The following is a 26,898-nucleotide window of genomic DNA, read 5'->3' on the forward strand; positions in this document are numbered from 1 at the left end:
GTGGGTCGCGCCCGAGTGCGATGACCGACCAACCCGGCCGGGACCACCGAGGTCACTGTCGCCGGCCACAATCGGGACAAGGTCCCGATCGCCGCGTGAACGGCGCTCTAGGCTGATCCCGTGCCCGAACTGCCCGAAGTCGAGGCGCTGGCCCTGGACCTGCGGGGCCGGCTGGCCGGCCGCGCCATCACCCGGGTCCACATCGCCGCGTTCAGCGCCCTGAAGACCTACGACCCGCCCCTCGCCGCGATCGAGGGAGCCCTCGTCGACGACGTACGACGCCACGGCAAGTTCCTCGACATCGAGGCCAGCGGCCTCCATCTCGTGCTGCACCTCGCCCGCGCCGGCTGGATCCGCTGGAAGGACGACGTCCCCGCGCTGCCGCCGCGACCGAACGCGAAGTCCCCCCTCGCGGTCCGGGTCGTGCTCGACGAGCACGACGGCCAGACCCCCGGCCTCGACATCACCGAGGCCGGGACCAAGAAGTCACTGGCGCTCTTCCTGGTCCGCGACCCGCTCGACGTGCCGCGCGTCGCGTCCCTGGGTCCCGATCCCCTCGCCGACGAGTTCACCCTCGAGCGGCTGGCCGGGATCCTCAAGGACGCCGGCCGCAAGCAGCTCAAGGGCGTGCTCCGTCAGCAGGGCACCATCGCCGGCATCGGCAACGCCTATTCCGACGAGATCCTGCACGCCGCGCGGATGTCGCCGTTCAAGCCGGCCGACGGGCTGACCGACGACGAGCTCGCAACACTGTACGACGCCGTGCGCACCACCCTCGGTGATGCCGTCGAACGCTCCCGGGGACTGCACGCGAGTGAGCTCAAGGCCGAGAAGAAGTCCAACCTGGCCGTGCACGGCCAGACGGGCAAGCCGTGCCCGGTGTGCGGCGACATCGTCCGCGAGGTGTCCTTCGCCGACTCGAGCCTGCAGTACTGCGCGACCTGCCAGACCGGCGGGAAGCCGCTCGCCGACCGGCGGATGAGCAAGCTGCTGAAGTAGGGATACTGGTTCCATGATCCCCTCAGTCGAGACCGATGGTGTGCCGAACCCGCTGCCCGAGGGCCTCGTTGTCCTCGACGTCCGCGAGGACGACGAGTGGGCCGCCGGGCACATCGACGGTGCCGTGCACATTCCCCTCGGAGACCTGCCGGGGCGCCTGGGCGAGTTCGTGGAGCTCGAGCCGGAGCAGGCGCTGATCGTGTGCAAGGGCGGGGGCAGGTCCGCGCGGGCGGTCGCCTACCTCGTCCAGCAGGGGTACGACGCCGTGAACCTGGTCGACGGGATGATCGGGTGGGAGCGGGCTGGCCGGGCCATGGTTGCCGACACCGGCCAGCCGCCCACCGTCATCTGACCAGGGTCACTGGTTGGCGCTCTCCGTCAGGTTCTCGAGCTCCTCCTGGAGGCTCTCGAGGTCCTCGGGCGAGATGTCGCTCGGGAGGCCCGTCGGGACGTCCGACGGAAGGTCCGACGGGTCGATCGACGGGTCGGAGCCCTCGTCGGCACCGTCGTCCGAGCCCTGGTCGGAGCCGTCGTCGGTGTCGGAGCAGGTCTCGTTCTCGTACTTGTTGTACGCCTCGACCTTCTCCTTCTCGTCCTTGGACAGGTCGGCCTCGAACGGGTCCTCGCCGTCCTCGGCCTCGAAGGCCTTCTTGAGGTCGTCGCCATCGAGGCTCTTGACGGCGTCGAGCTGGATCTCGAAGCCCTCACGCTCCTCGTCGGAGATGTCGTCGGGGGTGCCGACCTCTTCGATCTTGTCGGCGCTCTCCTTGATCAGGTCGACGGCCTTGTCATAGTCCTTGTCGGTGATCGCCTTGCCGAACTCCTCGCTGCCGGCGTCTCCGACGGCCTTGCAGTAGTCGTCCTTCGACGCGTCGGTCGGAGCGCCACCGCCACAGGCGGAGAGCGAGAGGGCAAGCAGGACAACGGCACCTGCTGCAGCCAAGGGGCGCTTGATCGGGGTCATCGAGGTGATTCCTTTCCTGGAGTCACGGGTCACCGAGCTGTGCCCGCGGACAGGACAGTGGCGGTGAGCCAACTGCCCACCACACCTTGCCCTGCGGATCTCAGACTATTCACAGGTTCGGAAAACGACAGATGGCCGGCGGTTGGCCGGCCATCTGCGAAGTGGTTTGCGAGGAGATCAGCAGGTCACTCGGTGAGCTGGTCCGCGCATTCCTTCTGGGCGTAGGTGAAGAACTTCTCGACGTTCTTGTTCTCCTCGTCGGAGACGCCGGGCAGGTTGTCCTCGCCACCCTTGTCGCCGAACTCCTTCTTCGCCTCGTCGTAGTCCAGGTCGGTCACCACGTCGACCACGGTCTCGAAGCCCTCGCGCTCGTCGTCGCTGATCTTCTTGGGCGTGCCGACGTCACCCAGGTCGCCGTAGGCGCCCTGGATCTTCTTCCACTCGTCCTCGGTGGGCTCGTCGCCCTTGAGGTCGGTGGAGGCGGTCACCACGTCCTCGATCCCGCCGCAGAAGTCCTTCGAGGAGGCGTCGGTCGGGTAGCCCCCGCCGCAGGCGGTCAGGGAGAGGGCCAGCAGGACGCCGGCACCGAGAGTGGCCAGGGGGCGCTTGATGGAAGTCATTGCGAGAACATGTCAGGCCACGCGACGTTGAGCAAGCCCTCGAGCCTTCCGACGTACGACGCCCGCGAGATCTCGGTCACGCCCAGCCCCTGCAGGTGGGGGGTGGCCCACTGGACGTCGATCAGGCGCTGACCCGCAGCACCGGCCGGGTCGGCCCGCAGTCCCTCGACCAGGCCGAGCAGCGCCACCTTCGAGGCATCGGTCTCGTGGTGGAACATCGACTCCCCGGCGAACAGGCCGCCGATCGCGACGCCGTACAGGCCTCCGACGAGGCGGCCCTCGCGCCACGTCTCCACGGAGTGGGCCCAGCCGAGCCGGTGCAGCTCGCCGTAGGCCCGGGCGATCCGCTTGTTGATCCAGCCGTGGGGCCGGCGCGGGTCGGCACAGGCGGCGACGACGTCGTCGAAGGCGGTGTCGACCCGGATCTCGAACAGCCGCGCCGAGCGCCGCAGCGATCGCGAGACCCGGAGCCCGTCCAGCGGCAGGACACCGCGGCGCGCAGGACTCCACCACCCGACGCTGCGGCCTTCCGGCATCGGGAACAGGCCGGTCCGGTAGGCGGCGAGCAACGTGCCCGGTTCGAGGTCGGCGCCCATGCCGACCAGGTCGCTGGCGTCGGAGGACCCGTCGTCGTCGTACCCCTCCACCGGTCCCTGGGCCGGAAGGGCCGCAAGGTCCGCGCGACTCGGGAACTCCCAGGGAGTAGGGGGCGGTTCGACGGGCACGCGAGTCACCCTACGGTCGGCTGCGGTCTGGCCGCGGACACTAGGATCGAACCATGGCATCTGGTCTCAAGAAGGGTCTCGCGGTGGAGGCCGCCCGGCGGATCGCGCCGAAGGTCACCACCATGGCCCCCGGACTGACGCAGTCGTTCGTGCGGGAGGCGCTGAACCGGGCGATCGCCGGTGCCGGTCCGCTCCACCCTGCGGCCGAGGCTGCCGAGACGCAGCTGCGCGAGCAGCACGGCAACGTCGACAAGGCCGTGCGGGAGCTCATCCAGAACCACGTCGCCTACGCCGGTGTCGAGGGCCTGACCACCAACCTCGGCGGACTCGTCACCGCCACCCTCGTGGCCCCGGCCAGCATCGCCGGCCTCGCCCTGATCCAGTGCCGGATGGTGGCCGGAATCGCCCACCTGCGGGGCTACGACCTCGCCGACCCGCGGGTGCGCAACGCCATCCTCGTGGCGATCCTCGGCGACGACACCGTGGTGAAGATGGTCAAGTCGAAGAAGCTGCCGGCTCCGCCGATGGCCATCGCCACCGCGCCCCACCACGACCCGGACCTCGACCGCACCGTGTCCACCGCCCTGGCGACGGAGATGATCTCGCGGGTGATCGGGAAGCGGCTGGCCACGACCATCGGCAAGCGGGTGCCGGTCGTCGGCGGTGCCGTCGGCGCAGCCACGGACGGCTGGAGCACGTGGCGGGTCGGGCGCTACGCCGACCGGGAGTTCCTGCCCCGCACCGTCCGGTAGGCCCCGAGCACCTTGGTGCCGCCGGCGCTGTTCTCGAGCCACTGGACGGTCCGCTCCATCGACCGCTGGGTCCGGGTGACCCGGGCCTCGGCCAGCTCGCGGTGGAGGGTCTCGATCTCGCCGCGCAGCCGGTCGTTCTCGTTCTCGCGGTGGACGGCCTCGACCAGCAGCGCACGCAGCGCATCCACCGCCGCGCTGGCGACCTGACGCTCGGACGGCCGGTCCGGGTCGGACCACTTCTCAGCCTTCGGCCGGGTCCCCCGAAGGTCGGCGAGGTCCCCCACGACGTCGTACTTCCTGGCGGAGAGCTCGGCGATCCAGTCCTCGGTCAGCTCCGCGATCCAGTCGAACTGGTCCGGGGGGAGGGCCAGGCGCGGCGAGTCGGTGCGCGCCGACAGGGTGCGGTGCGCGAGCAGCTCGCGAACCAGGAAGCGGTAGTGGTGGGCACGCAGGTCGCCGGCCGCAGCCCGGTTGATGCGGCGCACCAACGTCGTCTCCGGGACGCCGAGGCTGACGTTGGCGCGGTCGGCACCGAGGTCGAGGTCCAGGTCGTCGAGACCGAAGGCCGCGCTGAACCGCTGCCACAGCACCTCCGGTGCCCCGCCCGGACGCGGCACCGTGACGATGTGGATCCGCTCGGGGGGAATGGTCGCTCCCCAGCGGGCCAGGATGTCGGGGATCTCCTGCACGCCCCAGAACCACGAACCCACGCGGTCACTGCGCTCGGGATCGCGGATCAGCTCGAGGAAACGCGCGAACCGGAACTTCGCCCGGTGCTTGACGTTCTCCTGCCACTCGGCCGGGATCTGGCGGACCAGGTCGCGCGCCGAGACGATCAGGTGGACCTCGGTGCCGCTGCCGTCGGGCTCGTGGCCGAGGGAGGACAACGCGCGAGCGACCTGGGTACGGGACGCGGTGGCGAGGATCTCGTGGCTGATGATCGAGATGCCGTCGTGCTCGCGGACGGTCTGTGCCAGTCGGTCCCAGGCACCGACGGCTTCCTGCTCGAGTCCGCCCCAGGGCAGCCGCATCAGGTCGAGCGCCGCCAGGAAGTGGGCGTCGAAGCGGTCCGCTGGATAGTTCACACCCTGCTCGAGGAGCCGGTCGCGGTTCTGGAAGAGCACTTCCTGGAGGTACGACGTCCCCGTCTTGGGCGTCCCGACATGGAGGAGGACCCGGCGACTCACGTTGCCTCCTTCACGGGCGGGCGCACAGGATCGAGCAGCAGGCCCAGCGCGAGCGCCAGCACCTCGGTGGCGTCCGGTTCGACGGTGTCCTGCGCGAGTGGACCCGGCAGCAGTCGATCGAGATCGCCGAGGACAGGGTAGCCAGCAGCGGCGATCTCGTGGTGGGTGCGTTCGGCCTGTGTCGCGAGCCAGGTCTCCCAGTTCCGGGGCACGGTCGGAGTCGGCCCGCCGCGGCCGTCGAGCCGACCGACCAGGGCGCCGCGGAGCAGGCGGGGACGTGCCTCGGACGGCACCAGGCCACCGAGCGGTTGGCCCACCCGACGGACCAGGTCGACGCCGTTCGCGCCGAGCCGTGGCGGTTCCGGGATCCCGGGGACACCGAGCTCGGCCGCCAGCGCCGACGTGTCGATGACGACCCGGACCTGGTCGGCGCCGTACCGCTGCGTCGCTGCGGCGGCCATCCGGGGGAGGTCGGCGCGCGGGGGCAGGCGGCCGGCAGTCGCGAAGATCTCCACGAACTCCTGCCACGTCGGCCCGCCCTGGTCGAAGGCTCGGGCGGTCCACGCGTCGGCGACGACCGCGCCGAGGTCGTCGGCGAGGAGGTACGCCGTTGCGCCGCGCCCACCGGGGCGCAGACCCTGCGCCTCCAGCGCGGCGGTCACCGCACGTGCGCGCCACGGCACTCCGACGACGACGAACGGCGCCTGCTGCGGCCGCCGCGCGTCACGGACCCGTTCGGCGAGACCGCGCCGCTGGGGCGGGGCCTCCTCGATGGCGGCGATGTCATCGGCGATCAGTCCGGCCGCGACCCTGAGGAGCTCGTGCGCGGGCAACGCGTCCGGGTCGACCGGACGCGGTCCGAACCGCTCCGGCTCACCGGCCCCGAGGACGGGCAGGTCACCACGACCGCGGCCGGTGACGCCCGCGGCCAGGATCCGGTCGGCGGTGGCTCGCGGAAGCGTCCGGCCGGCGGCCTGCGCAGCGACGTTCGCGCGCCGCAGCAGGCCGAGCTGCTGGGCCCCCGGGAGGTACGTCGCGAACGGCTCCGCCTCGCCCGGCTCGGCCTGGTCCAGCCAGCCCTGCCAGGGGATCGTGCTGCCGCCGCGCAGTGCAACGGCCCATCCCCAGGCCCGCTGTTGCCCACTCATGGAGCAACCGTAGCGCTGGCTCAGACCGCGCCCATCAGCGCACGAACCACTGCGGACGGGCTGGGACGCCCCAGCTGCTGGGCCATCCAGCCGCTCGTCTCGACAACGGCTGCGAGATCGACGCCGTGCTCGATGCCCAGGCCGGTGAGGAACCAGACCAGGTCCTCGGTGGCGAGGTTGCCCGTGGCGCTCTTGGCATAGGGGCACCCGCCGAGGCCGCCGGCGCTGGCGTCGTACGTCGTCACGCCGGCCTGGAGGCCCGCGTGCACGTTGGTCAGGGCCTGGCCGTACGTGTCGTGGAAGTGCAGCGCGAGCCGGTCCGGGCTGACGCCTGCTGCCGCGAACGCGGCGACCAGCGCGCGCACGTGGCCGGCGGTCGCGACGCCGATGGTGTCGCCGAGGCTGAGCTGGCCGACCCCGAGGTCGAGCAGTCGCTTGCCCACAGCGACGACCTGCTCGATCGGTACGGCGCCCTCCCACGGGTCGCCGAAGCACATCGACACGTAGCCACGGACGTCCATCCCTGCGGCCAGCGCCCGGGCGATGGTCGGCTCGAACATCTCGAACTGGGACTCGAGCGAGCGGTTGAGGTTCTTCTGCGCAAAGGTCTCGGTGGCCGAGGCGAAGACCGCGACGTGACGGAGGCCGAGCTCGATGGCGCGATCCAGGCCCCGCTCGTTGGGGACCAGGACCGGCAGGTCCAGGGCTGACTCGCCGAGATCGGTCGTCAGGCCGGTCATCAGGTCGGCGGCGTCGGCGAGCTGGGGCACCCACTTCGGGCTGACGAAGCTCGTCGCCTCCACGATCGGCAGGCCGGCAGCGAGCAGGCGCTGCACGAACGCCGCCTTCACCTCCGTCGGCACGATCGCCTTCTCGTTCTGCAGGCCGTCGCGCGGACCGACCTCGTAGATGGTGACCGCCGTCGGCAGGCCGGGCTCGGGCACCACCATCGGGAGGGCGGTCATGACTCCTCCTGCGAGACGACGAACAGGACGGCCCCGAGGGCCACCTGCTGGCCGGTCACCGCGGCGACGCTGGCCACCGTGCCGTCGTACGGCGCCTTGAGCGCGAGCTCCATCTTCATCGCCTCGATGACACCCAGGACGGTGCCCTCGGTGACCTGGTCCCCCTCGGCAACACGGACGTCGAGGACCGTGCCGGGCATCGGGGACACGATGGTGCCGTTGCTGACCGCGGCACCGTGGTCGGTGCTCGCGTCGGGACGGATGAAGACGTAGCGCTGGCCGTGGTGCGCGAGCTCCACGCCGTGTACGTCGACGCGGGACGTCATGCGAACTGGCTGCTCCGGCGACCACTTCGCATGACTTCCCGCAGCCAACGTCACCGGCTCGTCGAACTCGACGACCGTTGCTGCAGGGGCGCCACCCATCCGGAAGCCGTCGCCGGCGAACGGCCCCTCGGACGCGCTGTTCGCGTCGAGCCAGAGCCGGGCAGCGATCTCCCGCGCCGGCGCGGGATCGGGGACGGGGACCTGATGACGGTCGAGCCAGGCGGTGTCGATCCCGCCGGGCTCAGCGAACTCCGGGCCGTCGGCGAGCGCACGCAGGAATCCGGTGTTGGTGGTCAGGCCGAGGATCACGGTGACGTCGAGCGCCGCAACGAGGCGGCGTCGGGCCGACTCCCGGTCCCTGCCGCTGACGATGACCTTGCCCAGCATCGGGTCGTACGACGTGCTGACGACCTGACCGGACTCGAGGGCGTGGTCGACGCGCGCGTCAGTGGGCCAGTGCACCGTCGTTGCGGTACCGGCCTGCGGGAGGAAGCCACCGAACGCGTCCTCGGCGTAGATCCGGGCCTCGAGCGCATGGTCACCGAACATGATGCCGGCCTGGTCGAACGGCAGCGGCTCCCCTGCGGCGACAGCGAGCTGAAGGGCGACCAGGTCGGTCCCGCTGTGGATCTCGGTGACGGGATGCTCCACCTGGAGCCGGGTGTTCATCTCCAGGAAGTAGAAGTCACCCGTCGACGCGTCGAGCAGGAACTCGATCGTGCCGGCGTTGCTGTAGGCGACAGCCGCGGAGAGCGCGACCGCGGAGTCATGGATGCGCCCGCGCAGCTCATCGGCCAGAGCCGGTGCCGGCGCCTCCTCGATGACCTTCTGGTGCCGGCGCTGCACCGAGCACTCGCGGGTGCCGAGGTGGACGACGTGGCCGTGCTCGTCGCCGAGCACCTGGACCTCGATGTGGCGACCGCGCTCGACGTACTTCTCGATGATCATCGTGTCGTCGCCGAAGGCGCTGGCGGCCTCGCGCTTCGCCGCGGCGATCGCGGGCTCGAGCTCGGCGGCGGAGCGGACGACGCGCATGCCCTTGCCGCCGCCACCGGCGGCAGCCTTGACCAGGACCGGGTAGTGGTCTCGAGACGGTTGCTGGGCAACCTCCTCGACCAGCGCACCGGTCTCGTCGAGCACGAACGACGGCACGACGGGGACGCCCGCAGCGACGGCGAGGTCGCGGGCCGCATCCTTGCGACCCATCTGCTCGATGACGGTCGGCGACGGTCCGACCCAGGCGATGCCGGCGCCGGTGACCGCACGGGCGAACCCGGCGTTCTCGGACAGGAAGCCGTAGCCGGGGTGGATCGCGTCGGCACCGGCCTCCTTCGCGGCAGCCAGGACGGCGTCGGCATCGAGGTAGCTCGGGATCCGGATCGCGACGTCGGCGTCGCGCACGTGCAGTGCCGTGGCGTCGACGTCGGTGTGGATCGCGACGGTGCGGATGCCGAGGTCCTTGCAGGTGCGGAAGACGCGGCGGGCGATCTCGCCACGGTTGGCCACCAGGACGGTGTTGATCACTGTGTCGGTCATCGTCATCACATCCGGAAAATGCCGTAGGAGGGCGCCGGAGTGGGCACCGCGGACGTGATGTCGAGGGCCATGCCGAGGACACGCCGGGTGTCGGCGGGGTCGATCACACCGTCGTCCCAGAGCCGCGCCGTGGCGTAGTACGGCGACCCCTGGGTCTCGTACTGGTCGCGGATCGGCTGCTTGAACTCCTCGTCGTCCTCGCGGCCGGCAACGGTGGCGAGGACGCCGGCGGCCTGCTCACCGCCCATCACGGAGATCCGGGAGTTGGGCCACATCCAGAGGAAGCGCGGGTCGTAGGCCCGCCCGCACATGCCGTAGTTGCCGGCGCCGAACGAACCACCGATGACGACGGTGAACTTGGGGACGACCGAACACGCGACCGCCGTGACCAGCTTGGCGCCGTCGCGGGCGATGCCGCGGTTCTCGTACTCGCGACCGACCATGAAGCCGGAGATGTTCTGCAGGAACAGGAGCGGGATGCCGCGCTGGTTGCACAGCTCCACGAAGTGCGCGCCCTTGAGGGCCGACTCGCTGAACAGGATGCCGTTGTTGGCGACGATCCCGACCCGGTGCCCGTGGATCCGGACGAACGCACACACCAGCGTCTCGCCGTACAGCTGCTTGAACTCCTGGAACCGGCTGCCGTCGACGAGGCGACGGATCACCTCGCGGACGTCGTACGGCGTCCGGGTGCTCGTCGGGACGACGTCGTAGATGCTCTCCGGCGGCTCGAGCGGGTCCTCGACCGGCGCGAGGTCCCCTCCGGTGGTTGAGGTGCGAGCGGAGCGAGCCTCGAAACCCGTGGGATCCGGGAGGGTGCTGACGATCCCGCGGAGAATCCGCAGCGCGTGCGCGTCGTCGTCGGCGAGGTGGTCGACGACGCCGCTCTTGCGGGCGTGCACGTCACCGCCGCCGAGGTCCTCGGCCGTGACGATCTCGCCGGTCGCGGCCTTCACCAGCGGCGGGCCGCCGAGGAAGATCGTGCCCTGGTTCTTCACGATCACGGTCTCGTCGGACATCGCCGGGACGTAGGCGCCGCCGGCGGTGCAGGAGCCCATCACGGCGGCCAGCTGCGGGATGCCGCGTGCGGACATGTTGGCCTGGTTGAAGAAGATCCGGCCGAAGTGCTCGCGGTCGGGGAAGACCTCGTCCTGCTTGGGCAGGAAGGCGCCGCCGGAGTCGACGAGGTAGAGGCAGGGCAGGTGGTTCTCGGCCGCGATCGTCTGCGCCCGCAGGTGCTTCTTGACCGAGATCGGGTAGTAGGTACCGCCCTTGACGGTCGCGTCATTCGCGATGACGAGGCAGTTGCGGCCCTGCACGCGACCGACGCCGGCGACCATTCCGGCCGACGGGACGGCGTAGTCGTCACCGTCCTTGCCGTACATCCCGAACCCGGCCAGCGGCGCGATCTCCAGGAAGGGGCTTCCGGGGTCGAGCAGACCGTCGACCCGGTCGCGCGGGAGCAGCTTGCCGCGGTCCGTGTGCTTGGTGCGGGCCGCCTCGCTGCCGCCCAGGCGCACACGGGCCAGCCGCTCGCGCAGCTCGGCGGTCAGGTCGGCGAGGGTGGGTTCGCTCGTCGTGGTCTCGGGCACGAGTCGAGGTTAACGATCATTAACCTGACTCGCAAGGGGTGAACGCCCGCTAACCTCAGCACGTGAGCGAGATCAGCCGACGGGAGCAGATCCTGGACACTGCGGCCGACCTCTTCGCGGCCCGCGGGTTCCACGGCGTTTCCGTCGCCGACCTCGGTGCGGCCTGCGGCATCTCCGGCCCGGCGCTCTACAAGCACTTCCCGTCCAAGCAGGCGATGCTCGCCGAGATGCTGACCTCGATCAGCGAGCGCCTGCTCGACGTCGGCCGCGAGCGCGTCGACGGCGGCGGTGGTGACGCCGCCCTGGCCCTGGCCGGCCTGGTCGACTGGCACGTGGAGTTCGCGCTGTCGCACCGCCCGCTCATCGTCGTGCAGGACCGGGACTGGGAGTCGCTGCCCGAGGACGCCCGGGTGCAGGTACGACGCCTCCAGCGCTCCTACGTCGACCTCTGGGCCGACCAGCTGCAGACCCTGCGGCCCGCACTGAGCCGGCCGGCCGCGCACGCCGCCGCCCAGGCCGCCTTCGGACTGCTCAACTCCACGCCCCGCGCCGGCCACGACATCCCCGACGCCGAGCTGCGCGACCTGCTCGGCTCGATGGCACTGGCCGCGCTCGGCGCACTGCAGACGAGCTGACCCGGACGTCAGTCCTTCTCGTCGTACCCGCCCGAGTCGCTGATGTCGCCGATCTCGCGACCGCTGATCGTCGGCCAGTCGTTGTTGGCGTCCAGGCCGTCGAGACCGGAGTTGAGCGTGGTCCACATGCTCAGCTTCACCGTGACGTTCTCGTCGAAGTACCCCTCGAGCGTGTTGGCGTAGCCGATCGTCGCGGTGAGCGCCTTGCCGATCACCTTGATCGCGGGGCCGGCGTCGAAGGTGACCCACTGGCCCGCGTCGGTGCCGTCCTTGATGCCGTCGAGCACCGTGTCGACGACGTCGAGGAGCACGTCGATGCAGTCGCGCCAGGTCTTGCGGATCTGGAGCGCACCCTCGGCACACGCCGTGGCCGCCGCCTTCAGGCCGAGGTCCACACCGTTGATGGCGGCGACCTGCTCCTTGACCACGGCGTCGTACGACGTGAACGCGTCGCCCGACCAGCTGTTGGCCAACCGGGCAGTGATGTCGTTGACGACGCGCTTCTCGTCGCGGATCCGGCCGGCCGCGGTGATGTAGGCCTGGTTCATCTGCATCAGCACCCACGGGTCGCCGGTGATGTCGGAGACCGTGTCCCAGAGGTCCTCGCAGAACTTCTCGAAGTCGTCCCACAGCTTCTCGATCTCGTCCTCGAGGTTGCCCTTGGCCCACTCGTAGGCGGCCTTGAGACCGGGGCTGACGACCCAGGCCCACCGGCTGTCGAGTCCCTTGGCGATGATCGAGTTGTTCCAGGTGTCGATGACGTCCTGGACACCCTCCTCGATCTTCTTCTGGATGTCCTCGAGCTTGAGCTCGGTGTCATCGGTGTAGTCGGAGTAGTAGTCGTACTCGGTCATGCCGGTGTCCCGTCGAGCTTGTGGAACTGGTCCTTGACGTCCAGGTCGGTGGCGCCGAAGTCCTTGGCGACGTCACGCAGGGCGGTGCCCACGTCGTTCATCACCTTCTGTCCGGCGAGGAGCGCATCCGCCATGGCGGTGATGAACGTGTCGTGCTGGGCGGGAATGCCCGCCCGGTCGGCGTACCAGCCGAACTTCGAGCCGTTCGACTCGTAGCCGACGATGTCGGAGTAGGCGTTGTGGAGCTCGAGGCCGATGCCGTCCCAGCCGGCAGCGGCATCGACGAGGGCCTTGAGGCTGGCCTTCATGACCATGATCAGTCTCCTAGCGAGTAGCGGGTTGCCTGCAGGATCGCGAGCTCGAGGTGCTCGGAGCGCACGCCGCCGAGCCAGTCCGCGTCCACCTGGATCTCGGCGAGGTCACCGCGCGCCGAGCGCTGCACGGTGAGGAAGCCGTTGTCGGAGTGCCCGGCTGCGGGCCTGCGACGTGGCGCGGGACGAGCCCCGCGCGCCGCGCGACGCTCGAGTGACGCCGCACGGGTGACGATCTCCGGGCCGCGGTTGCGGACCTTGAGCCCGCCCCCGCCGGCCAGCGAGCGGTCGGCGCGGGCGATCCACTCGTCGGCCTGCCCGTTGAGCTGGAGGACGGCGTACAACCGCTCGCCGTCCGCGGCGAAAAAGGCCTCGGACAATGCGGTCTCGAAGGGCTCCGGGTGCCGGAGACCGCCGATGTCGAGCACCTGCACGTCGATGACGCGCTTGGCGGCATCGACCGTGACGGTCAGCGTCTGCGCGCGGTTCGTTCCGGAGGTGGGCGCAACCTCGACGAAGGCATCCGGCCGGTCCTCGGCAAGGACCTGCAGAAGACGCTCGCCGGCGGGATCCAGGTGGGTCATGTCGTTCCTCGGTCGTGGGCGATGGTGACGGACTCCGCCTGCCCGAACTCACCGACGGCAAACCTGTCGTGTTTCGGCCGGACGGCTCGTGGCAGGCTCAGGAGGTGACGTCGATGCGTGTTCTCGTGTGCGCCCTGCTGCTCCTCGGACCCCTGGCCTCGGGCTGTTCGGAGGAGGACGACCCGGCCCCGGCGGTCGAGCCGGCCGCCCTGCCGGAGAACCTCTGCGACGTCGTACCCGCCCACCTGCGGGAGCAGTGGGGGCTCGCCGAGAAGACGCACGACACCTCGGCCCTGATCAGCGCGACGACCGCTGGATGCGCCCTCACGGGTCGCTACCTCGGGTCCCCCCTGACCCTGCTCCTGCAGCTGACCTCGTTCGGGGGCGAGGACCGCAAGCACGCCCGGTCCGAGATGACGACCCAGCTGGAGCTGGCGTGCGCCGACCTCTCCCTCGCCGCGAGCGCGTCGGCGGAGCTGACGACCGACGACAACGGCTGCAGCCTCCGTGAGCCCACCGGAGACGTCGCACAGGTCGCGCGCTCGATCCCCGCCTCAGGGGTCGCCGAGGTCTCGGTCACCTACGACGGGGAGAACCCGTCAGCCGTGGCCGCCGAGACCCAGCGGCTCCTCGAGACCCTGACCAGCGACCCGGCCGAGCTGCGGTAGCCGTCCCCTCGCTCAGAACCCGGGCGCCGCCCGCTCCAGGATCGGGGCGAGGTCGAGGCCGGCGGGCAGGGTGCCGAAGGCGCTGCCCCAGTCGCGCGACAGCCGGCTCGCGCAGAACGCGTCCGACACCGCGGACGGCGCGTGGCGCAGCAGCAGGCCTGCCTGGAACACCACCGCGATCTGCTCGACGATCCGGCGGGCGCGCAGCTCGATGTCGTCGAAGCCGGTGAGCTCCTTCTTGAGCGACGACACGGCGTCGTCGTACCGCGGGTCGGCACCGGCGGCCAGCTCGGCCTCGGTGAAGAACGCGTCCAGGGCCAGTGGTTCGCGGCCGATGGCGCGCAGGGCGTCGAGCGCGGCGACGTTGCCGGAACCCTCCCAGATCGAGAGCAGCGGGAGCTCGCGGTAGATCCGGGCCAGGTCGAAGTCCTCGGTGTAGCCATTGCCACCGAGGCACTCGAGGGCCTCACCGGCGACGGCAGGACCGCGCTTGCAGACGTAGTACTTCGTCGCCGCGAGCGCGAGCCGGCGCAGCGCCGCTTCACCCTCGTCACCGTTGATCGCACGGTCGTTGGCCCCGGCGAGCCGCATCATCGCGGTCGTCGCGGCCTCCGACTCGAGGGCCAGGTCGGCCAGCACGTTGCGCATCAGCGGCTGGTCGATGAGGTTCTTCCCGAACGCGGCGCGGTGCTGCGCGTGGTGGGTGGCCTGCACGAGCGCGGCCCGCATGCCCGACGCGCTGCCGATGACGCAGTCGAGGCGGGTCATGTTGACCATCTCGACGATGGTCTTGACGCCCTTGCCCTCCTCACCCACGAGCCAGCCGACGGCGTTGTCGTACTCGATCTCCGACGACGCGTTGGACTTGTTGCCGAGCTTGTCCTTGAGCCGCTGGAAGCGGATCGGGTTGGCCTCGCCGCCCGGCAGCACGCGCGGCAGCAGGAAGCAGGAGAGCCCGCCGGGCGCCTGGGCGAGGGTCAGGAACATGTCGGACATCGGCGCCGACGTGAACCACTTGTGCCCGACGATCCGGTACGTCCCGTCGGCCGCCCCGTCGATCGGCAGGGCCGTGGTCGTGTTGGCGCGTACGTCGGAGCCGCCCTGCTTCTCGGTCATCGACATGCCCGCGATCAGGCCGGTCTTGGTCTCCGGGTCGCGCAGGCCGAAGTCGTAGGAGCGGTTGGTGAGCAACGGCTCGAAGCGCGCCGCGAGCTCGGGATTCGCACGCAGGGCCGGGACGACGGCGTACGTCATCGAGATGGGGCAGCCGTGGCCGGCGTCGACGTTCCAGGCGTAGAACTTCGCGGCGCGGGCGACGTGGGCGCCGGCGCGGTCCTCGGCCCACGGGGCCGCGTGGATGCCGTGGGAGATCGCCGTCTCCATCAGCCGGTGGTACGACGGCACGTACTCGACCTCGTCGATGCGGTTGCCGTAGCGGTCGTGGGTGTGCAGGCGCGGCGGGACGCGCTCCGCGAGCCGCCCCCAGTCGCGGGCCTCCGCGGTGCCGGCGAGTCGGCCCACCTCGTGGATCTCTTCGAGCGCCCAGCCGGCGCCCTCGCGCTCGATCCCCTCCAGCAGGGCCGGGTCGGCGGCGGTGTCGTGGCCGACGAGCGGCGGCACCTGGTTGAAGACCTCGTGCGTGTTCATGCTTCTCATCCCTTGTTCGTGACGTTGCTCGTGGAAGGTCCGAAGTCGTCGTACGGCGCGCCGTCGCGCTCGCGCACCGCCTGGCGGAAACCCGCCTCTGCGGCACGTTGCTGGAAGGCGTAGCCCTCGCGGGTGTGCCGGGAGATCCCGTCGAAGACGGTGGAGATCATCTGGCTGTTCTGGACGCCCTGGGCGAGGAGGGCGGAGTTGAGTGCGAGCTTCGCCATCACCAGCTGGTTGAGCGGCATGGCGGCGATCCGTTGCACCAGCACCTCCGTGCGTTCGGCGAGCTGGTCGGGCTCGGGCGCCTCGATCGCCAGGCCCCACTCGGCGGCCTCACGGCCCGAGAGGCAGTCGCCGGTGAAGAGCAGCCGCTTGGCTCGCTGGTCGCCGAGACGGTGCGCCCACAGACCGGCCGACGGCACTCCCCAGACCCGCGTGGGCGGGTAGCCGATCTTGGCGTCGGCGGCGATCAGGATCTGGTCGCAGTGCAGCGCGATGTCGGTGCCGCCGGCGACGCAGAACCCGTGGATGCTGGCCACGGTCGGCTTGTTCGCGTGCAGCAGGCTCGCGAAGCCGCGGGTGAAGCGACTCATCATCGCGTAGTCGACCATCGGGTCCCAGGTGCCCGCAGGGTCGTGGTTGTGCATCTGGACCGTCGGGTCGAGCACGGTGCCGGCCGTCGGGACGTTGCCCACCCGGTGGTCGAGCTTGTCGAGACCCCCGTCCATCAGGTGCTCCGCCGAGGCAGCCAGGTCGTAGCCGCCACAGAAGCCCTTGCCCCTCCCGCTCAGCACGATGACGTGCACGCGCGGGTCGAGATCGGCCCGCTCGACGGCGTCGGCCAGCTCCACCGGCGTGTCCGGGGTGATCGAGTTGCCCTGCTCGGGGCGGTTGAACGTCAACCGCGCGACACGGCCGTCCACCTCGTAGGTCAGCGTCCGGTACGACGGCGCGTCCGCGACCGGACCGGTCGCACTGCGGTACGGCGATCCGGGCCCGTCGGTTGCGGGGCGGCGCCAGGGAGCCTCGTCGGTCATGTCACCACGTTACATTTGGATCAACGACTGTGTCCAGCGTTGTAACAACCGGTCCTGCGTGGGAAGGTGGCGCCGTGCCTACCGATCCCACGTCGCTGCCACAGCTGTCGGCGCGGTCGGTGCTGCTGAGCCTGCTGCTCGGCTCGCACCCGGACCGGATGAGTCCCGCTGCCCTGGTCCGCGCGGGCGAGCACTTCGACATCCCCGCCTCGACCGTGCGCGTGGCGCTGACGCGGGCCGTGGCTGCCGGTGACCTGCGTCGAGACGACGGGGACTACGCCCTCGGGAAGCGCCTGGCCCGCCGCCAGCAGCACCAGGACGAAGCCGTCCTCGACGCCGAGATCGAGTGGGACGGTTCCTGGGAGATGGCGGTGGTGGTCGTGTCCGGTCGCTCCGGTCCCGAGCGCGCCGCCCTGCGCGACCTGCTGGCCGGGCACCGCCTCGCCGAGCTGCGTGAGGGCGTGTGGACGCGTCCGGCGAACCTGAGCCGCCCCCGCGGGTATGCCGACGACGTCGTGCTCAGCACCTTCTCCGTCCGGCCCGACGGTGACCCGGCCGGCCTCGCCGCCGACCTGTGGGACCTGACCGGTTGGGCGAAGGACGGTCGCACCCTGCTGCGGATGCTCGCGAAGGCCACCGCTCCGGCAGCCCGCCTGGCCGTCGCCGCGGCGTTGGTCCGTCAGCTCGCCAACGACCCCCTGCTCCCGGCGGACCTGCTGCCGCGCAACTGGCCCGCGGACGAGATGCGGCAGACGTACGCGGCCTACCAGGCCGAGCTGCGGGTCCTGGCCCTGCCGGACTGAGCGAGCGTCAGACCAGGCCCTCGGGCAGGTCCTCGCCCGACTCGAACAGCTGGAGCGCGCGCCGGGCACGCAGCGCCGCGTCGACCACGATCTCGACGTCGTCGGCGAGCTCCGACGTCGGCCGGTCCTCGTTCGAGGCTCCGCGGGAGGTGGCGCGCTCGTGCAGCTCGGCCAGCAGCGCCTCGCGGTCCAGCCCGCGCAGGGCGAACAGCACCAACGGATCGGCGTCGACGAGCCAGCCGACCTGCAACAGGACGGCCAGCGCGTGCGCGCACGGGTCGAGGTAGTGCGGGCACGTGCAGGTCGCGGAGAACTCGCCGCCGTACGGCAGGAGCTCGACCCCGACCTCCTCGACGTGCTCGACGAAGTCGTGGGGCAGGTTGCCGGCCAGCAGCTCGGCGATCCGCCCCGACTCCGCAGCCACCACGTCGACCAGCGCCCGCCGGGAGTCCTCCTCCAGCGTGGGTACGACGATCTCGACCGTCCACGCGTCCTCGCCCTCCCGCACGGCAGCGAGCAGGTTGCCCGCGTCGATGCTGATCCCACCGACGTCGCCGCGGCGCGCGCTGGCCCGGCCGGGGCGCAGCTCGGCGTCGGAGTAGGCCGCCTCCTCGACGGCCCGCTGCCACGCCTTGCCCCACCACGAACGGACCCCACGCCGCGGCAGCGTCTGGCGGACGAAGGTCGTGCGCATCAGTCGTCCCGCTCGTCGATGCCGTCGGAGAGCAGGGCCTCGCGGCGCTGCTCCTTGCGCAGGGTGACCAGGTCGCGCAGCTCCTCGTTGCCGAGCTCGGTCAGGGCGGCCTCGCCCCGCGCGAGCACGGCATCGGCGAGGTGCCGCTTGCGGTCCAGGAGCGCGGCGACCCGCTCCTCGATGGTGCCGCGGGTGACCATCCGGTGCACCTGGACCGGCTTGGTCTGGCCGATCCGGTAGGCCCGGTCGGTGGCCTGGTCCTCGACCGCGGGGTTCCACCACCGGTCGACGTGGATGACGTGGTCGGCGCGGGTGAGGTTGAGGCCGGTGCCGCCGGCCTTGAGCGAGAGCAGGAAGACCGGCACGCCCTGCTCGTCGTCGGCCTGGAACTTGCGCACCATCGCCTCGCGGGCACTGACCGGCGTACCGCCGTGGAGGAACTGGTGCGGCACACCCGCGGCGGTGAGGTGCTGCTCGATCAACCGGGCCATGGCGACGTACTGCGTGAAGACGAGCACGGCGCCGTCCTCGGCGAGGACGGTGGCGACCAGCTCGTCGAGCAGCTCGAACTTCTCCGACCGCCCGGACAGGCGGGCGCCGGCGCCCTGCTTGAGGAACTGGGCGGGGTGGTTGCAGATCTGCTTGAGGCCGGTGAGCAGCGCGAGCACCAGCCCGCGCCGGGTCTCCTCGTCGGCGCGCTCGATCCGCTCCATCGAGTCCTTCACGAAGGCTTCGTAGAGGACGACCTGCTCCCGGGTCAGGCCCAGGAGGTGGTCGGTCTCCGTCTTCGGCGGCAGCTCCGGCGCGATGCCCGGGTCGGACTTGCGGCGCCGCAGCAGGAACGGGCCGATGAGGTCGGCGAACTGACGTGCCTTGGTCGGCTCCGCACCGGACTCGATCGGTGCCGCCCACACCCGCCGGAACGCCTGCCGGCTGCCGAGCAGGCCGGGCACGCACCAGTCGAGGATCGACCAGAGCTCGGTGAGGTCGTTCTCGACCGGCGTGCCCGTCAGCGCGACCCGCGCCCGACTGGGCACCTGGCGCAGCGCCCGAGCGGTGGAGGTGCGCGAGTTCTTCACGTGCTGCGCCTCGTCGGCCACGACGAGGTCCCAGTCGATCGCAGCCAGGGTCACCGGGTCACGGCGGAGCGTGCCGTACGTCGTCAGCACGAAGCCGGCGTCTCGATACGCCGCTCCTTCGTCGCGGCTACTCGACGACCCTGTGGCCAAGCCGTCCAGCGAACGGGCTCCCCCGTGGAACCGTCGTACGGCGAGGCCCGGCGCGAACTTCTGGATCTCGCTCTCCCAGTTGCCGAGAAGGCTGGCCGGGCACACGACGAGCGTCGGGCCGCCGCGCGAGGCGCCGCTCTCGAGGCGGTGCAGGTGCAGCGCGATCAGGGTGATCGTCTTGCCGAGACCCATGTCGTCGGCCAGGCATGCACCGAGGCCCAGCCCGGTCAGGTCGGCCAGCCAGGTCAGGCCGTGGCGCTGGTAGTCACGAAGGCTGGCGTCGAGGCCGTCCGGTGCGGGCAGCGGATCACGGGTGGCAGCAGCCAGGACCTGCTCGCGCACCTTGAGCAGCGAGGCGCCCACGATGACCTGCGCGGTCGCGGGCTCGGCGGGCTGGGCCGCGGTGGCGTCGGTGGCCGGCAGGTCCGTGACGCCGGTGAGCGCGGCGGCCAGCGCCTGGGCACCGGTGGCCTTGCGGATCAGCCGCTTGCGGGCGCGCTGGGCGGTCGTCGGGTCGACCACCGTCCACGCCCCGCGGAGCTTGATGACCGGGCTCGCCGCAGCGGCCAGCTCCGCCATCTCCTCCTCGGTCAGCGGGTCGCCGTGCAGCGCGATCTGCCACGAGAACGAGAACAACCCCTCGGTCGAGAACGGGCTGTCCTGCAGCGGCAGCTCGGGGTTGCGCTCGACCTTCCCGCCCTTGCCGGAAGGGTCGGGCCGGCGATCGAGCACCGCCCGCGCGGTCAGCTCCGGGCCGAGGGCACGCGGCCAGTGGACGTCGACCCGGGCGCTGCGGAGCGGCCCGACGTGGTCGAGCAGGCTGGAGATCTCCTCGCCGTCGAGGGTGAGCTGGTCGGGCACGGACAGCGCGAGCAGCCGGTCGAGGGTCGGCCAGACGTCGGCGGCGGCCCGGAGCGCGATGCTCGCGTGGATCCGGGAGCGGGCACCGAAGCCGTGCTCGGCCGCGCCGGCGGTCCACAGCAGCGCCGCGTCGGCGACGTGGAGGGGATCGCGTTCGTCGTGGACCTGCAGCACCACCCGGACCGAGCCCGCGACGAGCTCCTCCTCGGCCGCCTCCACCCGCAACGAGATCCGCACCAGCTCGGGCAGCGGGCTGCCGTCCTCGGACAGCCCCGCCTCGGAGTTGGCGGTGCGTTGACGTGCGGTGCGTTCGGCGAGGCGTTGGCGCACCCGCTCCGCGAACGCCTCCGGCTCGCGCCTGGTTCCGGCATCGTCGGGTGCCGGTCGAGCGCGCACGGCGGGCGCTGCTCGCGGCATGGTGTCGGCGACGGCGTCGAGGACCTGGCGGACCAGCCCGACGGCTTCGGCGGGCGGGAGGTCGTCGTACGACCGGGCCTCCGCGAGGCGTCGTACGGCGTCGTGGTCGCGGTCGTCGAGGCCGTCGACCCGCCAGCCGGTGGCCCCGTCAGCGGCTGGGGCGACCTTGCCGGCGGCGACGAAGCGCAACGCCAGCAGGGCCGCTCCGCTCAGCAGCGCCACGCTGGGATGGGCGTCGTCGCGGGTGTGCGCGCGGCTGAGCACTGGCAGCGCGGCATTGACCGGGAGGGCGATCGTGCGCGCGCCGGGAACCTTGTCCGTGAACTCGATCGTCGGCGGGTCGCCGGCCCGGAATGTCGCCGGGCCGGTGACGGGAACGAAGCTCACCGGAGCGACAGTAATCCCCGGGCCCGACAGCTGTTCGGTGGCCGTCGCGCAGCCCGGACCTATGGCGTCACCATCCACTGCACGAGCTGCCACACGAGGCCGTTGCCGTCGGCGAACTGGCAGTAGCGCTCGCCCCACGGTTCGGTCTCGGGCGGCGTGACGACCCTCGCCCCGGCGGCGGCGATGCGGGCGAACTGCTCGTCGAGGTCCTCGACGACGAAGACCAGCAACAGACCCTGCCCTGCGGATCCGGCAACCTCCGGCGGCCGGAAGGTCTCCAGCCCGGTGCGCAGGAAGATCACGTTGACGCCTGCGGACGGATGCTCCAGCGACACGAACCCGTCAGCAGCCATCGCCTCGGTGAAGCCGAAGTGATCGATGGCGAAGCTCGCGGACGTTGCGACGTCGGGGACGTTGAGGGAGATGGCGGTGGACGTGACGTGCATGGTGCGCTCCTTGTTCGGGACCAACCCGCGTCGATCAACTCTGTACGTCGTACAACGTACAGTGTTCTAGGATGATTCCCGACCAGGAGGAAACGTTGCCGCGCTCGCTGATCGACCTGCTCTGGCGGGACCACCCCGACGCCCCGACCGCGGGCACCCGCGGCCCGCGGGCCCGGGTCTCGACGGGCGATGTCGTGGAGGCAGCGGTCCGATTGGCCGACACCTCTGGCCTGGCGGCTGTCACGATCCGGCGGCTCGCCGACGCGCTCGACGTGTCGACGATGTCGATCTACACCCACGTCAACAGTCGCGACGACCTGCTCGTCCTGATGGCCGACTTCGCACACCTGGCGATGGAGCGGACTCCCTACGGGCGTCTCGGCTGGCGCACTCGGGTGCAGCGGGTGGCCGAGTCCAACCTCGCCCAGCTCCGGACACGCCCGTGGCTCCACGACATCGACGACGACCGGACGGCGCTCGGGCCCGGCACGATCGCCAAGTACGACCACGAGCTCGCCGCGCTCGTGCCGCTCGGGCTCACGCCCGAGACCTGCGACGCCGCCCTGACCTTCGTCCTCGACTTCGTCAGCGCTTCTGCGCGGGCGCTCCGCACCGACCCTCGCGCGGGCGAGATGGCCGCGCACTGGCCGGAGTGGAGCGTGCGGCTCGGCGCCTACCTGGGCGACGACTTCCCGCTGGCGCAGAGCGTGGGCGCCGCTGCCGGCGAGGCGATGGGGGCGGCATCCAGCCCGTCCCTGGCGTGGGACTTCGGCCTCGCCAGGGTGCTGGACGCACTGGCCGCGCTGGCGCCGCCCCGATCCTGATCAGATCGCGTTCGCGACCGACTTGCCTCGCAGTCGGGCAAGGCCGATGCCCCCGAGGAGCAGTACGGCGCCGGCCACGGCCAGCGCACCCGACCACTGGCTCGGGTGCTCTGCGGCCAGTGCGACGCTCGCCATCGGCACCAGGACCGTCGGCATGGCGATGGCCAGGATCGAGAAGCCGGAGTGGTTCGAGATCGCGGCGGCCAGGGCCCACAGGATCGTGAGGACCGCAGCGAGACCGAGGACGACCCAGACGTCGGACTCCTTGAAGCCGAGGTCGTTGGACGTCGCGAGATAGCTCGAGGACTCGTCGTCCTCGAAGTCCGGCATGCCGACCATGCCGCCGAAGAACCCGCCGAGGAAGCGGGTGATCAGGAACGTCGCCATGATCCCGGTGAAACCGACCAGACCGGCGACGCCGACCACGACTCCGCTCACGGCCCGGCTGGGGAGCACCCAGCCCAGCACGGTGACAGCCACGACGAACACGGCGACCAGGACGGCGGCCGTGACCTGCTCGTTGCCGTCGACGCTGTCGGCCACGAAGTCATCGAACGCCAGGCCGTAGATGATCGCGAGACCAGCGATGGCGACGACCACGAACGCGGCCCGCCTCGCGCCGACGTACCCGATGATCGCGAGCACGACGAGCACGGCGCCGGTGAGGTAGCCCATCCAGTTCTCGTCGCTGTCGATGCCGACGTTGAGGACGACAGCAGTCGCGAGGATGCCGACCACGCCGGGCCAGGTGACGACCTCTTCACGGGCCCGGCCGCCGACCCGGCGGCGGGCGACGATCGAGCCCAGGAAGGCCACGAGCAGCAGAACGCCGGTCGCGCCGAGGCCGACGCCGAAGTTGGACCAGTCGAGGTCGCCGTCGTCGGTCGCGCGACTGCGGATCGCCGAGATCACGACAGCCGCACCGAGCAGGCCGGTGCCGACAGCGATCAGTGCGCCGGTGCCGCCGGCCTTGGAGGCCTTGGTCGGGAACTCCGGGTCGATCGGGCCGCCCGGCTGGGCCGCCGGGTCCGGCGCGCCGAACGCGCCGAAGGGCAGGAGGCTGTCGTCGGGTGACTCCGGCGCCGGAGGTCCGGCGTGCGCGCCGCCGTGGGCGGGGCCGGCCTGGCCCGGGGGCACCATCACGGTCTCGGAGGGCTGCGGGTCTGCCGGACGCATCACCGTCTTGTCGGGCTGGAACTGGGGCGGGACGGGCGCGCTCGGCGGCGGAGGCGGCGGCGGTGCGTCGCCCGAGGCCGCAGCGGGATCCGGCGTGCCAGGAGTGGGAGCGTCGTCGTTCATACCCGCCAATCTAGGCTCGCCGGGGCCCGGATCGGGGGAGGCTGCAGTCCAGACGCGGGTTGTCAGACGAGGATCCGCCCGGTGATCGGTGGCAGGTCGGCCAGCGTGACGATGCCGGGCTCGGCTGCCACGACGTACGGCACGGCGTTGGTGACGGGCAGGGCGGTGTAGATCATGCCGAGGCCCATGAATCCCGGCTCGGTCCAGCCCTCCGGCGGCAGGCAGTGCAGCACGGTGCGCATGTTGGGGACGCCGAACACCTGGATCACGTGGCCGTGCGCGAGCGGCTTGGGCGGGTCGACGTGGCTGCCCATCGTCCAGTTGAAGCCGACGCTGACGACATTGCGGTCGCCGACCCAGCCACGGTGGTAGCCGAGGACACCGGCAACCGTGCCCTCCGGGATCTGCATGAACCCCAGGTCGGAGTCGCCGGTCGCCGCGGTGAAGGTGACGTCGAAGGTCATCCGGTCCAGGGTCACGCCCATCGCGTCGGCCATCATGGCGGCGGACTCGGCGAACACCTCGCTCTCGACGCGCACCTTCTCGGCGAGGCCCGGTGTCGCCGGGTCCTGCGAGAAGCCCATGGCGGTCTGGGTCTCGGCCGACTCGTACGTCGAGCAGTCGACGGACTCGGTGATCCGGACCTCGTCGACCCACTCGCACGACCCGCTCAGGGTCATCGCGATCACGTTGGTCATGCCGGGGTGCGCGCCGCTGCCGAAGATGGTGGCGTTGCCCTGGCTGCACGCCTTCTCGATGCGGGCGCGGTCCTCCGGCGACTGCTTGCCGCCGGTGATCCAGGCCGCGCTGGTGCAGACGTTGACCCCGCTCTCGAGGAGCGCGACCAGCTCGTCGACATCGGGCCAGAGCGGGTTGTAGCAACACGCATCGGGCTTCAGCGCGAGCAGTGCAGCGACGTCGTTGGTGGCGATCACGCCGGTCGGCTCCGGCCAACCGCACAGCTCGGCGGCGTCCTTGCCCACCTTGTCCGCGCCGTGGGCGTAGACGCCGACCAGCTCGAGGTCGGGCCGGGCCAGGATCGCGTGTGCGGACCGGCGCCCGATGTTGCCCGTCGTCCACTGGAGGACACGGAGGGGTCGGTCGAAGCGGGGCGCACTCATGGCGCGAGACTAGAACGCGTTCTAGTTTCTGTCGAGGGTGTCGACTAGTTCGTCAGCCCCAGCACCAGCGGTACGACGGCGGCCGCTCCGGCGTCGTACAACGCCGCCGCGCCGAGGGTCAGCGACCACCCGGTCACGCTCCGGTCGTCGACGAGCAGCACCCGGGCGTCGCGCACCGCGGCGGGATCGTCGAGCTGGAGGGCGCAGCGGCGCGACACCGCCGCCACCCGTTGCGCGGAGTTCGTGGCGCCGCGATCGGGACCCACGGAGAGGTCGACGATCCCCCAGCGGCCGACCACGGGGACCTGGAGGAAGCGGGACAGGCCGCTGGCCAGGTCGGCCGTCAGCTGCGGGCGGCGCTCGGACTCGCTCACCACGATGGCGTCCACCTTCGGCTGCCAGTCCTGGAGCATCGCGACCATCGCCCGAGCCAGGGAGACGGGCACCGGACCGTCCTCGGCGTCGAACGCGAAGAGTCCCCGCAGCGCGGCACCGTGGCCGAGGTCGGTCGCCCGCGCGATCGCACGGCCGGTCTCGGCGGGCTGGCGGATCTTGCCGGACAGGCTGACCCCGATGGCCGACAGGCCGGTCGGCCAGAGCTTGCGTGGCTCCAGCGGAACCCCCGGGCGAGCCAGCCGGTCGGCTGCCTCCACGACCGCCGCCTCGGACACGTCCGTCGACAGGGCCAGGCCGCCGCAGTTGTCGCACCGCCCGCAACGCCAGGCCGGATCGGCCAGCACCTCCGGATCGTCCAGCTGCCCGCGCAGGAACCGCATCCGGCACTCGTCCGAACCGAGGTACTCGAGCATCGCCTGCTGCTCGGCCGCCCGGGACGCCGCCACCCGCGCGTAGCGGTCGGCGTCGTAGGACCACTCCTGGCCCGTCGACTCCCAGCCACCCCGCACCCGGCGCACTGCCCCGTCGACGTCGAGCACCTTGAGCATCGTCTCCAAGCGGGTGCGGGACAGGTCGACCCGCGGCTCGATGGCAGCGGTGCTCAGCGCCCGGCCTTCCCCCGACGACTCGGCGAGGACGGCGAGCGTCTCGCGCACCAGCTCCTCCCGCGGGAAGGCTAGGGAGGCGAAGTACGCCCAGATGTCGCGGTCCTCGATGGCCGGCAGCAGGACCACGGAGGCCCCCTCGGGCGGCAGGTTCACGCCACGGCCGGCACGGCCGACCTGCTGGTAGTAGGCGACCGGGCTGCTCGGCGCACCGAGATTGACCACGAACCCCAGCGACGCGTCGAAGCCCATCCCGAGCGCGCTGGTCGCCACCAGCGCCTTCACCTCACCGTCGAGCAGGGCCTGCTCGAGCGCCAGCCGCTCGGTCTGCTCGGTCTGGCCGGAGTACGCCGCCACGTCGTGCCCGCGCGAACGGAGATAGCCCGCGACCTCCTGGGTCGCGGCCACCGTCAGGCAGTAGACGATCCCGCTGCCGGGCTGTTCGGACAGGTGGTCCGCCAGCCACGCGAGCCGCTGCTCAGCGGTCTTGAGGCGCACCACGCCGAGGCGGAGCGACTCCCGATCGAGGCTGCCGCGCAGCACGAGGGTGTCCGCACCCAGCTGCTCGGAGACGTCGTCGGTCACGCGCTGGTTGGCCGTCGCGGTCGTCGCCAGCACGGGGATGCCGGTCGGCAGGTCCTGCAGGAGCGTGCGGATCCGGCGGTAGTCAGGACGGAAGTCGTGGCCCCAGTCGGAGATGCAGTGCGCCTCGTCGATCACCAGCAGGCCACAGGTCGCGGCCAGCCGGGGCAGCACCTCGTCCCGGAAGCCCGGGTTGTTGAGCCGCTCCGGACTCACCAGGAGCACGTCGATCTCGCCGGCCTGGATCGCTCCGTGCACCTGTTCCCACTGCTCCACGTTGGTGGAGTTGACCGTGACCGCCCGGATCCCGGCCCGCTCCGCAGCGGCGATCTGGTTGCGCATCAGGGCCAGCAACGGCGAGATGATCACGGTCGGACCCGCACCGCGCTCCCGCAGCAGCAGCGTCGCCACGAAGTAGACCGCCGACTTGCCCCACCCGGTGCGCTGCACGACCAGCGCACGCCGCCGGTCCTCGACCAGCGCGGCGATCGCGGCCCACTGGTCGTCGTACAACGTGGCATCGGGGCGCCCCACCAGCGCCTGCAGGTGCTCCTCGGCCCGCTCCCGCGGGTCGGTCCCGGGCACGGCCGAGGTCGGTGACGTCATGGGTCGTGTCTACCAGCGGACTCCGACCCGACATTTTCCTCGACGAATCTGGACATTCCCGGGACACCCATCCAT

Annotated in this window: 26 protein-coding genes; 7 read left to right on the top strand and 19 right to left on the bottom strand. The window is 71.3% G+C overall.

All coding sequences use genetic code 11. The features are described 5' to 3' along the window. Positions 1-120 precede the first annotated feature (120 nt). Both ASD84_RS10740 and ASD84_RS10745 read left to right on the top strand, forming a co-directional pair. Complete coding sequence (locus ASD84_RS10740) at positions 121-999, top strand: Fpg/Nei family DNA glycosylase (RefSeq protein WP_056709879.1); 879 nt, start codon at positions 121-123, stop codon at positions 997-999. A gap of 13 nt (positions 1,000-1,012) precedes the next feature. Beyond that, the gene (locus ASD84_RS10745) at positions 1,013-1,351 is read left to right on the top strand and encodes a rhodanese-like domain-containing protein (protein ID WP_056709880.1); all 339 of its coding nucleotides are present in this window, start codon (positions 1,013-1,015) and stop codon (positions 1,349-1,351) included. 6 nt (positions 1,352-1,357) lie between these two features. On the opposite strand, the gene ASD84_RS10750 is transcribed toward ASD84_RS10745, so the two are convergent. From ASD84_RS10750 to aat, 3 genes are all read right to left on the bottom strand, one after another. Next, on the bottom strand, positions 1,358-1,963 hold the full coding sequence (locus ASD84_RS10750; protein WP_056709882.1) for a hypothetical protein: 606 nt from the start codon (positions 1,961-1,963) through the stop codon (positions 1,358-1,360). 185 nt (positions 1,964-2,148) lie between these two features. Next, positions 2,149-2,583: a hypothetical protein gene (locus ASD84_RS10755; protein WP_056709885.1), complete on the bottom strand. Its 435-nt coding sequence runs from the start codon at positions 2,581-2,583 to the stop codon at positions 2,149-2,151. Then, complete coding sequence (gene aat / locus ASD84_RS10760) at positions 2,580-3,308, bottom strand: leucyl/phenylalanyl-tRNA--protein transferase (protein WP_056709887.1); 729 nt, start codon at positions 3,306-3,308, stop codon at positions 2,580-2,582. Before aat ends, ASD84_RS10755 begins: the two co-directional genes overlap by 4 nt. A gap of 53 nt (positions 3,309-3,361) precedes the next feature. Between aat and ASD84_RS10765 the strand changes: the two genes are divergently transcribed. Further along, positions 3,362-4,060, top strand: coding sequence for an EcsC family protein (locus ASD84_RS10765; RefSeq protein WP_056709889.1), 699 nt, complete (start codon positions 3,362-3,364; stop codon positions 4,058-4,060). Here the strand turns inward: ASD84_RS10765 and ASD84_RS10770 are convergent. From ASD84_RS10770 to ASD84_RS10790, 5 genes are read right to left on the bottom strand one after another with little or no spacing between them, the layout of a single operon-like run. Continuing rightward, a complete protein-coding gene (locus tag ASD84_RS10770) occupies positions 4,021-5,247 on the bottom strand; it encodes a hypothetical protein (protein WP_056709891.1) in 1,227 nt (408 codons plus the stop codon). The two genes, ASD84_RS10765 and ASD84_RS10770, sit on opposite strands and share 40 nt — an antisense overlap. Next, the gene (locus ASD84_RS10775) at positions 5,244-6,395 is read right to left on the bottom strand and encodes a hypothetical protein (RefSeq protein ID WP_056709893.1); all 1,152 of its coding nucleotides are present in this window, start codon (positions 6,393-6,395) and stop codon (positions 5,244-5,246) included. Before ASD84_RS10775 ends, ASD84_RS10770 begins: the two co-directional genes overlap by 4 nt. Positions 6,396-6,415: 20 nt before the next feature. Continuing rightward, complete coding sequence (locus ASD84_RS10780; protein WP_056709906.1) at positions 6,416-7,360, bottom strand: hydroxymethylglutaryl-CoA lyase; 945 nt, start codon at positions 7,358-7,360, stop codon at positions 6,416-6,418. Further along, positions 7,357-9,222 (bottom strand): biotin carboxylase N-terminal domain-containing protein, encoded by a 1,866-nt coding sequence (locus tag ASD84_RS10785; protein WP_082573404.1) that lies wholly within the window; start codon positions 9,220-9,222, stop codon positions 7,357-7,359. Before ASD84_RS10785 ends, ASD84_RS10780 begins: the two co-directional genes overlap by 4 nt. A 5-nt stretch (positions 9,223-9,227) precedes the next feature. Beyond that, positions 9,228-10,814: a carboxyl transferase domain-containing protein gene (locus ASD84_RS10790; protein ID WP_056709909.1), complete on the bottom strand. Its 1,587-nt coding sequence runs from the start codon at positions 10,812-10,814 to the stop codon at positions 9,228-9,230. 62 nt (positions 10,815-10,876) lie between these two features. Here ASD84_RS10790 and ASD84_RS10795 point away from each other — a divergent pair, with 62 nt between their 5' ends. Then, positions 10,877-11,449 (top strand): TetR/AcrR family transcriptional regulator, encoded by a 573-nt coding sequence (locus tag ASD84_RS10795; protein WP_056709912.1) that lies wholly within the window; start codon positions 10,877-10,879, stop codon positions 11,447-11,449. Positions 11,450-11,457: 8 nt separating this feature from the next. Here the strand turns inward: ASD84_RS10795 and ASD84_RS10800 are convergent, their stop codons facing one another. The 3 genes from ASD84_RS10800 to ASD84_RS10810 are packed head-to-tail and all read right to left on the bottom strand — an operon-like array spanning position 11,458 to position 13,198. Beyond that, positions 11,458-12,303, bottom strand: coding sequence for a WXG100 family type VII secretion target (locus ASD84_RS10800; protein WP_056709914.1), 846 nt, complete (start codon positions 12,301-12,303; stop codon positions 11,458-11,460). Further along, positions 12,300-12,617: a hypothetical protein gene (locus tag ASD84_RS10805; protein ID WP_056709916.1), complete on the bottom strand. Its 318-nt coding sequence runs from the start codon at positions 12,615-12,617 to the stop codon at positions 12,300-12,302. The genes ASD84_RS10800 and ASD84_RS10805 overlap by 4 nt, the downstream gene beginning before the upstream one ends. A 2-nt stretch (positions 12,618-12,619) precedes the next feature. After that, a complete protein-coding gene (locus tag ASD84_RS10810; RefSeq protein WP_056709918.1) occupies positions 12,620-13,198 on the bottom strand; it encodes a hypothetical protein in 579 nt (192 codons plus the stop codon). Between the two features lie 113 nt (positions 13,199-13,311). Here ASD84_RS10810 and ASD84_RS10815 point away from each other — a divergent pair, with 113 nt between their 5' ends. Further along, positions 13,312-13,866, top strand: coding sequence for a hypothetical protein (locus ASD84_RS10815; RefSeq protein WP_156391756.1), 555 nt, complete (start codon positions 13,312-13,314; stop codon positions 13,864-13,866). Between the two features lie 12 nt (positions 13,867-13,878). On the opposite strand, the gene ASD84_RS10820 is transcribed toward ASD84_RS10815, so the two are convergent. Continuing rightward, positions 13,879-15,513 carry an acyl-CoA dehydrogenase family protein gene (locus ASD84_RS10820; protein ID WP_056709921.1) on the bottom strand — a complete coding sequence of 545 codons (1,635 nt, stop codon included), beginning with the start codon at positions 15,511-15,513 and terminating at the stop codon, positions 13,879-13,881. 5 nt (positions 15,514-15,518) lie between these two features. Further along, positions 15,519-16,553, bottom strand: coding sequence for a crotonase/enoyl-CoA hydratase family protein (locus ASD84_RS10825; RefSeq protein ID WP_056709923.1), 1,035 nt, complete (start codon positions 16,551-16,553; stop codon positions 15,519-15,521). Between the two features lie 74 nt (positions 16,554-16,627). On the opposite strand from ASD84_RS10825, the gene ASD84_RS10830 reads away from it, so the two are divergent. Next, on the top strand, positions 16,628-17,356 hold the full coding sequence (locus tag ASD84_RS10830; RefSeq protein WP_056709925.1) for a PaaX family transcriptional regulator C-terminal domain-containing protein: 729 nt from the start codon (positions 16,628-16,630) through the stop codon (positions 17,354-17,356). 7 nt (positions 17,357-17,363) lie between these two features. Here ASD84_RS10830 and ASD84_RS10835 read toward each other — a convergent pair whose 3' ends face one another. Genes ASD84_RS10835 through ASD84_RS10845 form a run of 3 tightly spaced genes read right to left on the bottom strand, consistent with a single transcriptional unit; the run spans position 17,364 to position 21,390 of the window. After that, positions 17,364-18,050, bottom strand: a complete 687-nt coding sequence (locus tag ASD84_RS10835; protein ID WP_056709926.1) for an SWIM zinc finger family protein — start codon at positions 18,048-18,050, stop codon at positions 17,364-17,366. Next, complete coding sequence (locus ASD84_RS10840; protein WP_056709928.1) at positions 18,050-20,944, bottom strand: DEAD/DEAH box helicase; 2,895 nt, start codon at positions 20,942-20,944, stop codon at positions 18,050-18,052. The genes ASD84_RS10835 and ASD84_RS10840 overlap by 1 nt, the downstream gene beginning before the upstream one ends. 59 nt (positions 20,945-21,003) lie before the next feature. Continuing rightward, positions 21,004-21,390, bottom strand: a complete 387-nt coding sequence (locus ASD84_RS10845; RefSeq protein ID WP_056709930.1) for a VOC family protein — start codon at positions 21,388-21,390, stop codon at positions 21,004-21,006. Between the two features lie 71 nt (positions 21,391-21,461). Here ASD84_RS10845 and ASD84_RS10850 point away from each other — a divergent pair, with 71 nt between their 5' ends. Then, positions 21,462-22,214: a TetR/AcrR family transcriptional regulator gene (locus tag ASD84_RS10850; RefSeq protein ID WP_200954489.1), complete on the top strand. Its 753-nt coding sequence runs from the start codon at positions 21,462-21,464 to the stop codon at positions 22,212-22,214. Here ASD84_RS10850 and ASD84_RS10855 read toward each other — a convergent pair whose 3' ends face one another. The 3 genes from ASD84_RS10855 to ASD84_RS10865 all read right to left on the bottom strand — a co-directional run bounded on the left by ASD84_RS10855 (position 22,215) and on the right by ASD84_RS10865 (position 26,823). Continuing rightward, positions 22,215-23,513, bottom strand: a complete 1,299-nt coding sequence (locus ASD84_RS10855; protein ID WP_056709932.1) for a hypothetical protein — start codon at positions 23,511-23,513, stop codon at positions 22,215-22,217. Between the two features lie 62 nt (positions 23,514-23,575). Next, on the bottom strand, positions 23,576-24,634 hold the full coding sequence (locus ASD84_RS10860; RefSeq protein WP_056709934.1) for a dihydrodipicolinate reductase: 1,059 nt from the start codon (positions 24,632-24,634) through the stop codon (positions 23,576-23,578). Positions 24,635-24,678: 44 nt separating this feature from the next. Then, positions 24,679-26,823 carry a RecQ family ATP-dependent DNA helicase gene (locus ASD84_RS10865; protein WP_056709936.1) on the bottom strand — a complete coding sequence of 715 codons (2,145 nt, stop codon included), beginning with the start codon at positions 26,821-26,823 and terminating at the stop codon, positions 24,679-24,681. Between the last annotated feature and the right edge of the window lie 75 nt (positions 26,824-26,898).

Origin of the sequence: Nocardioides sp. Root682 (assembly GCF_001427795.1) — a bacterium.
Taxonomy (GTDB): domain Bacteria; phylum Actinomycetota; class Actinomycetes; order Propionibacteriales; family Nocardioidaceae; genus Nocardioides.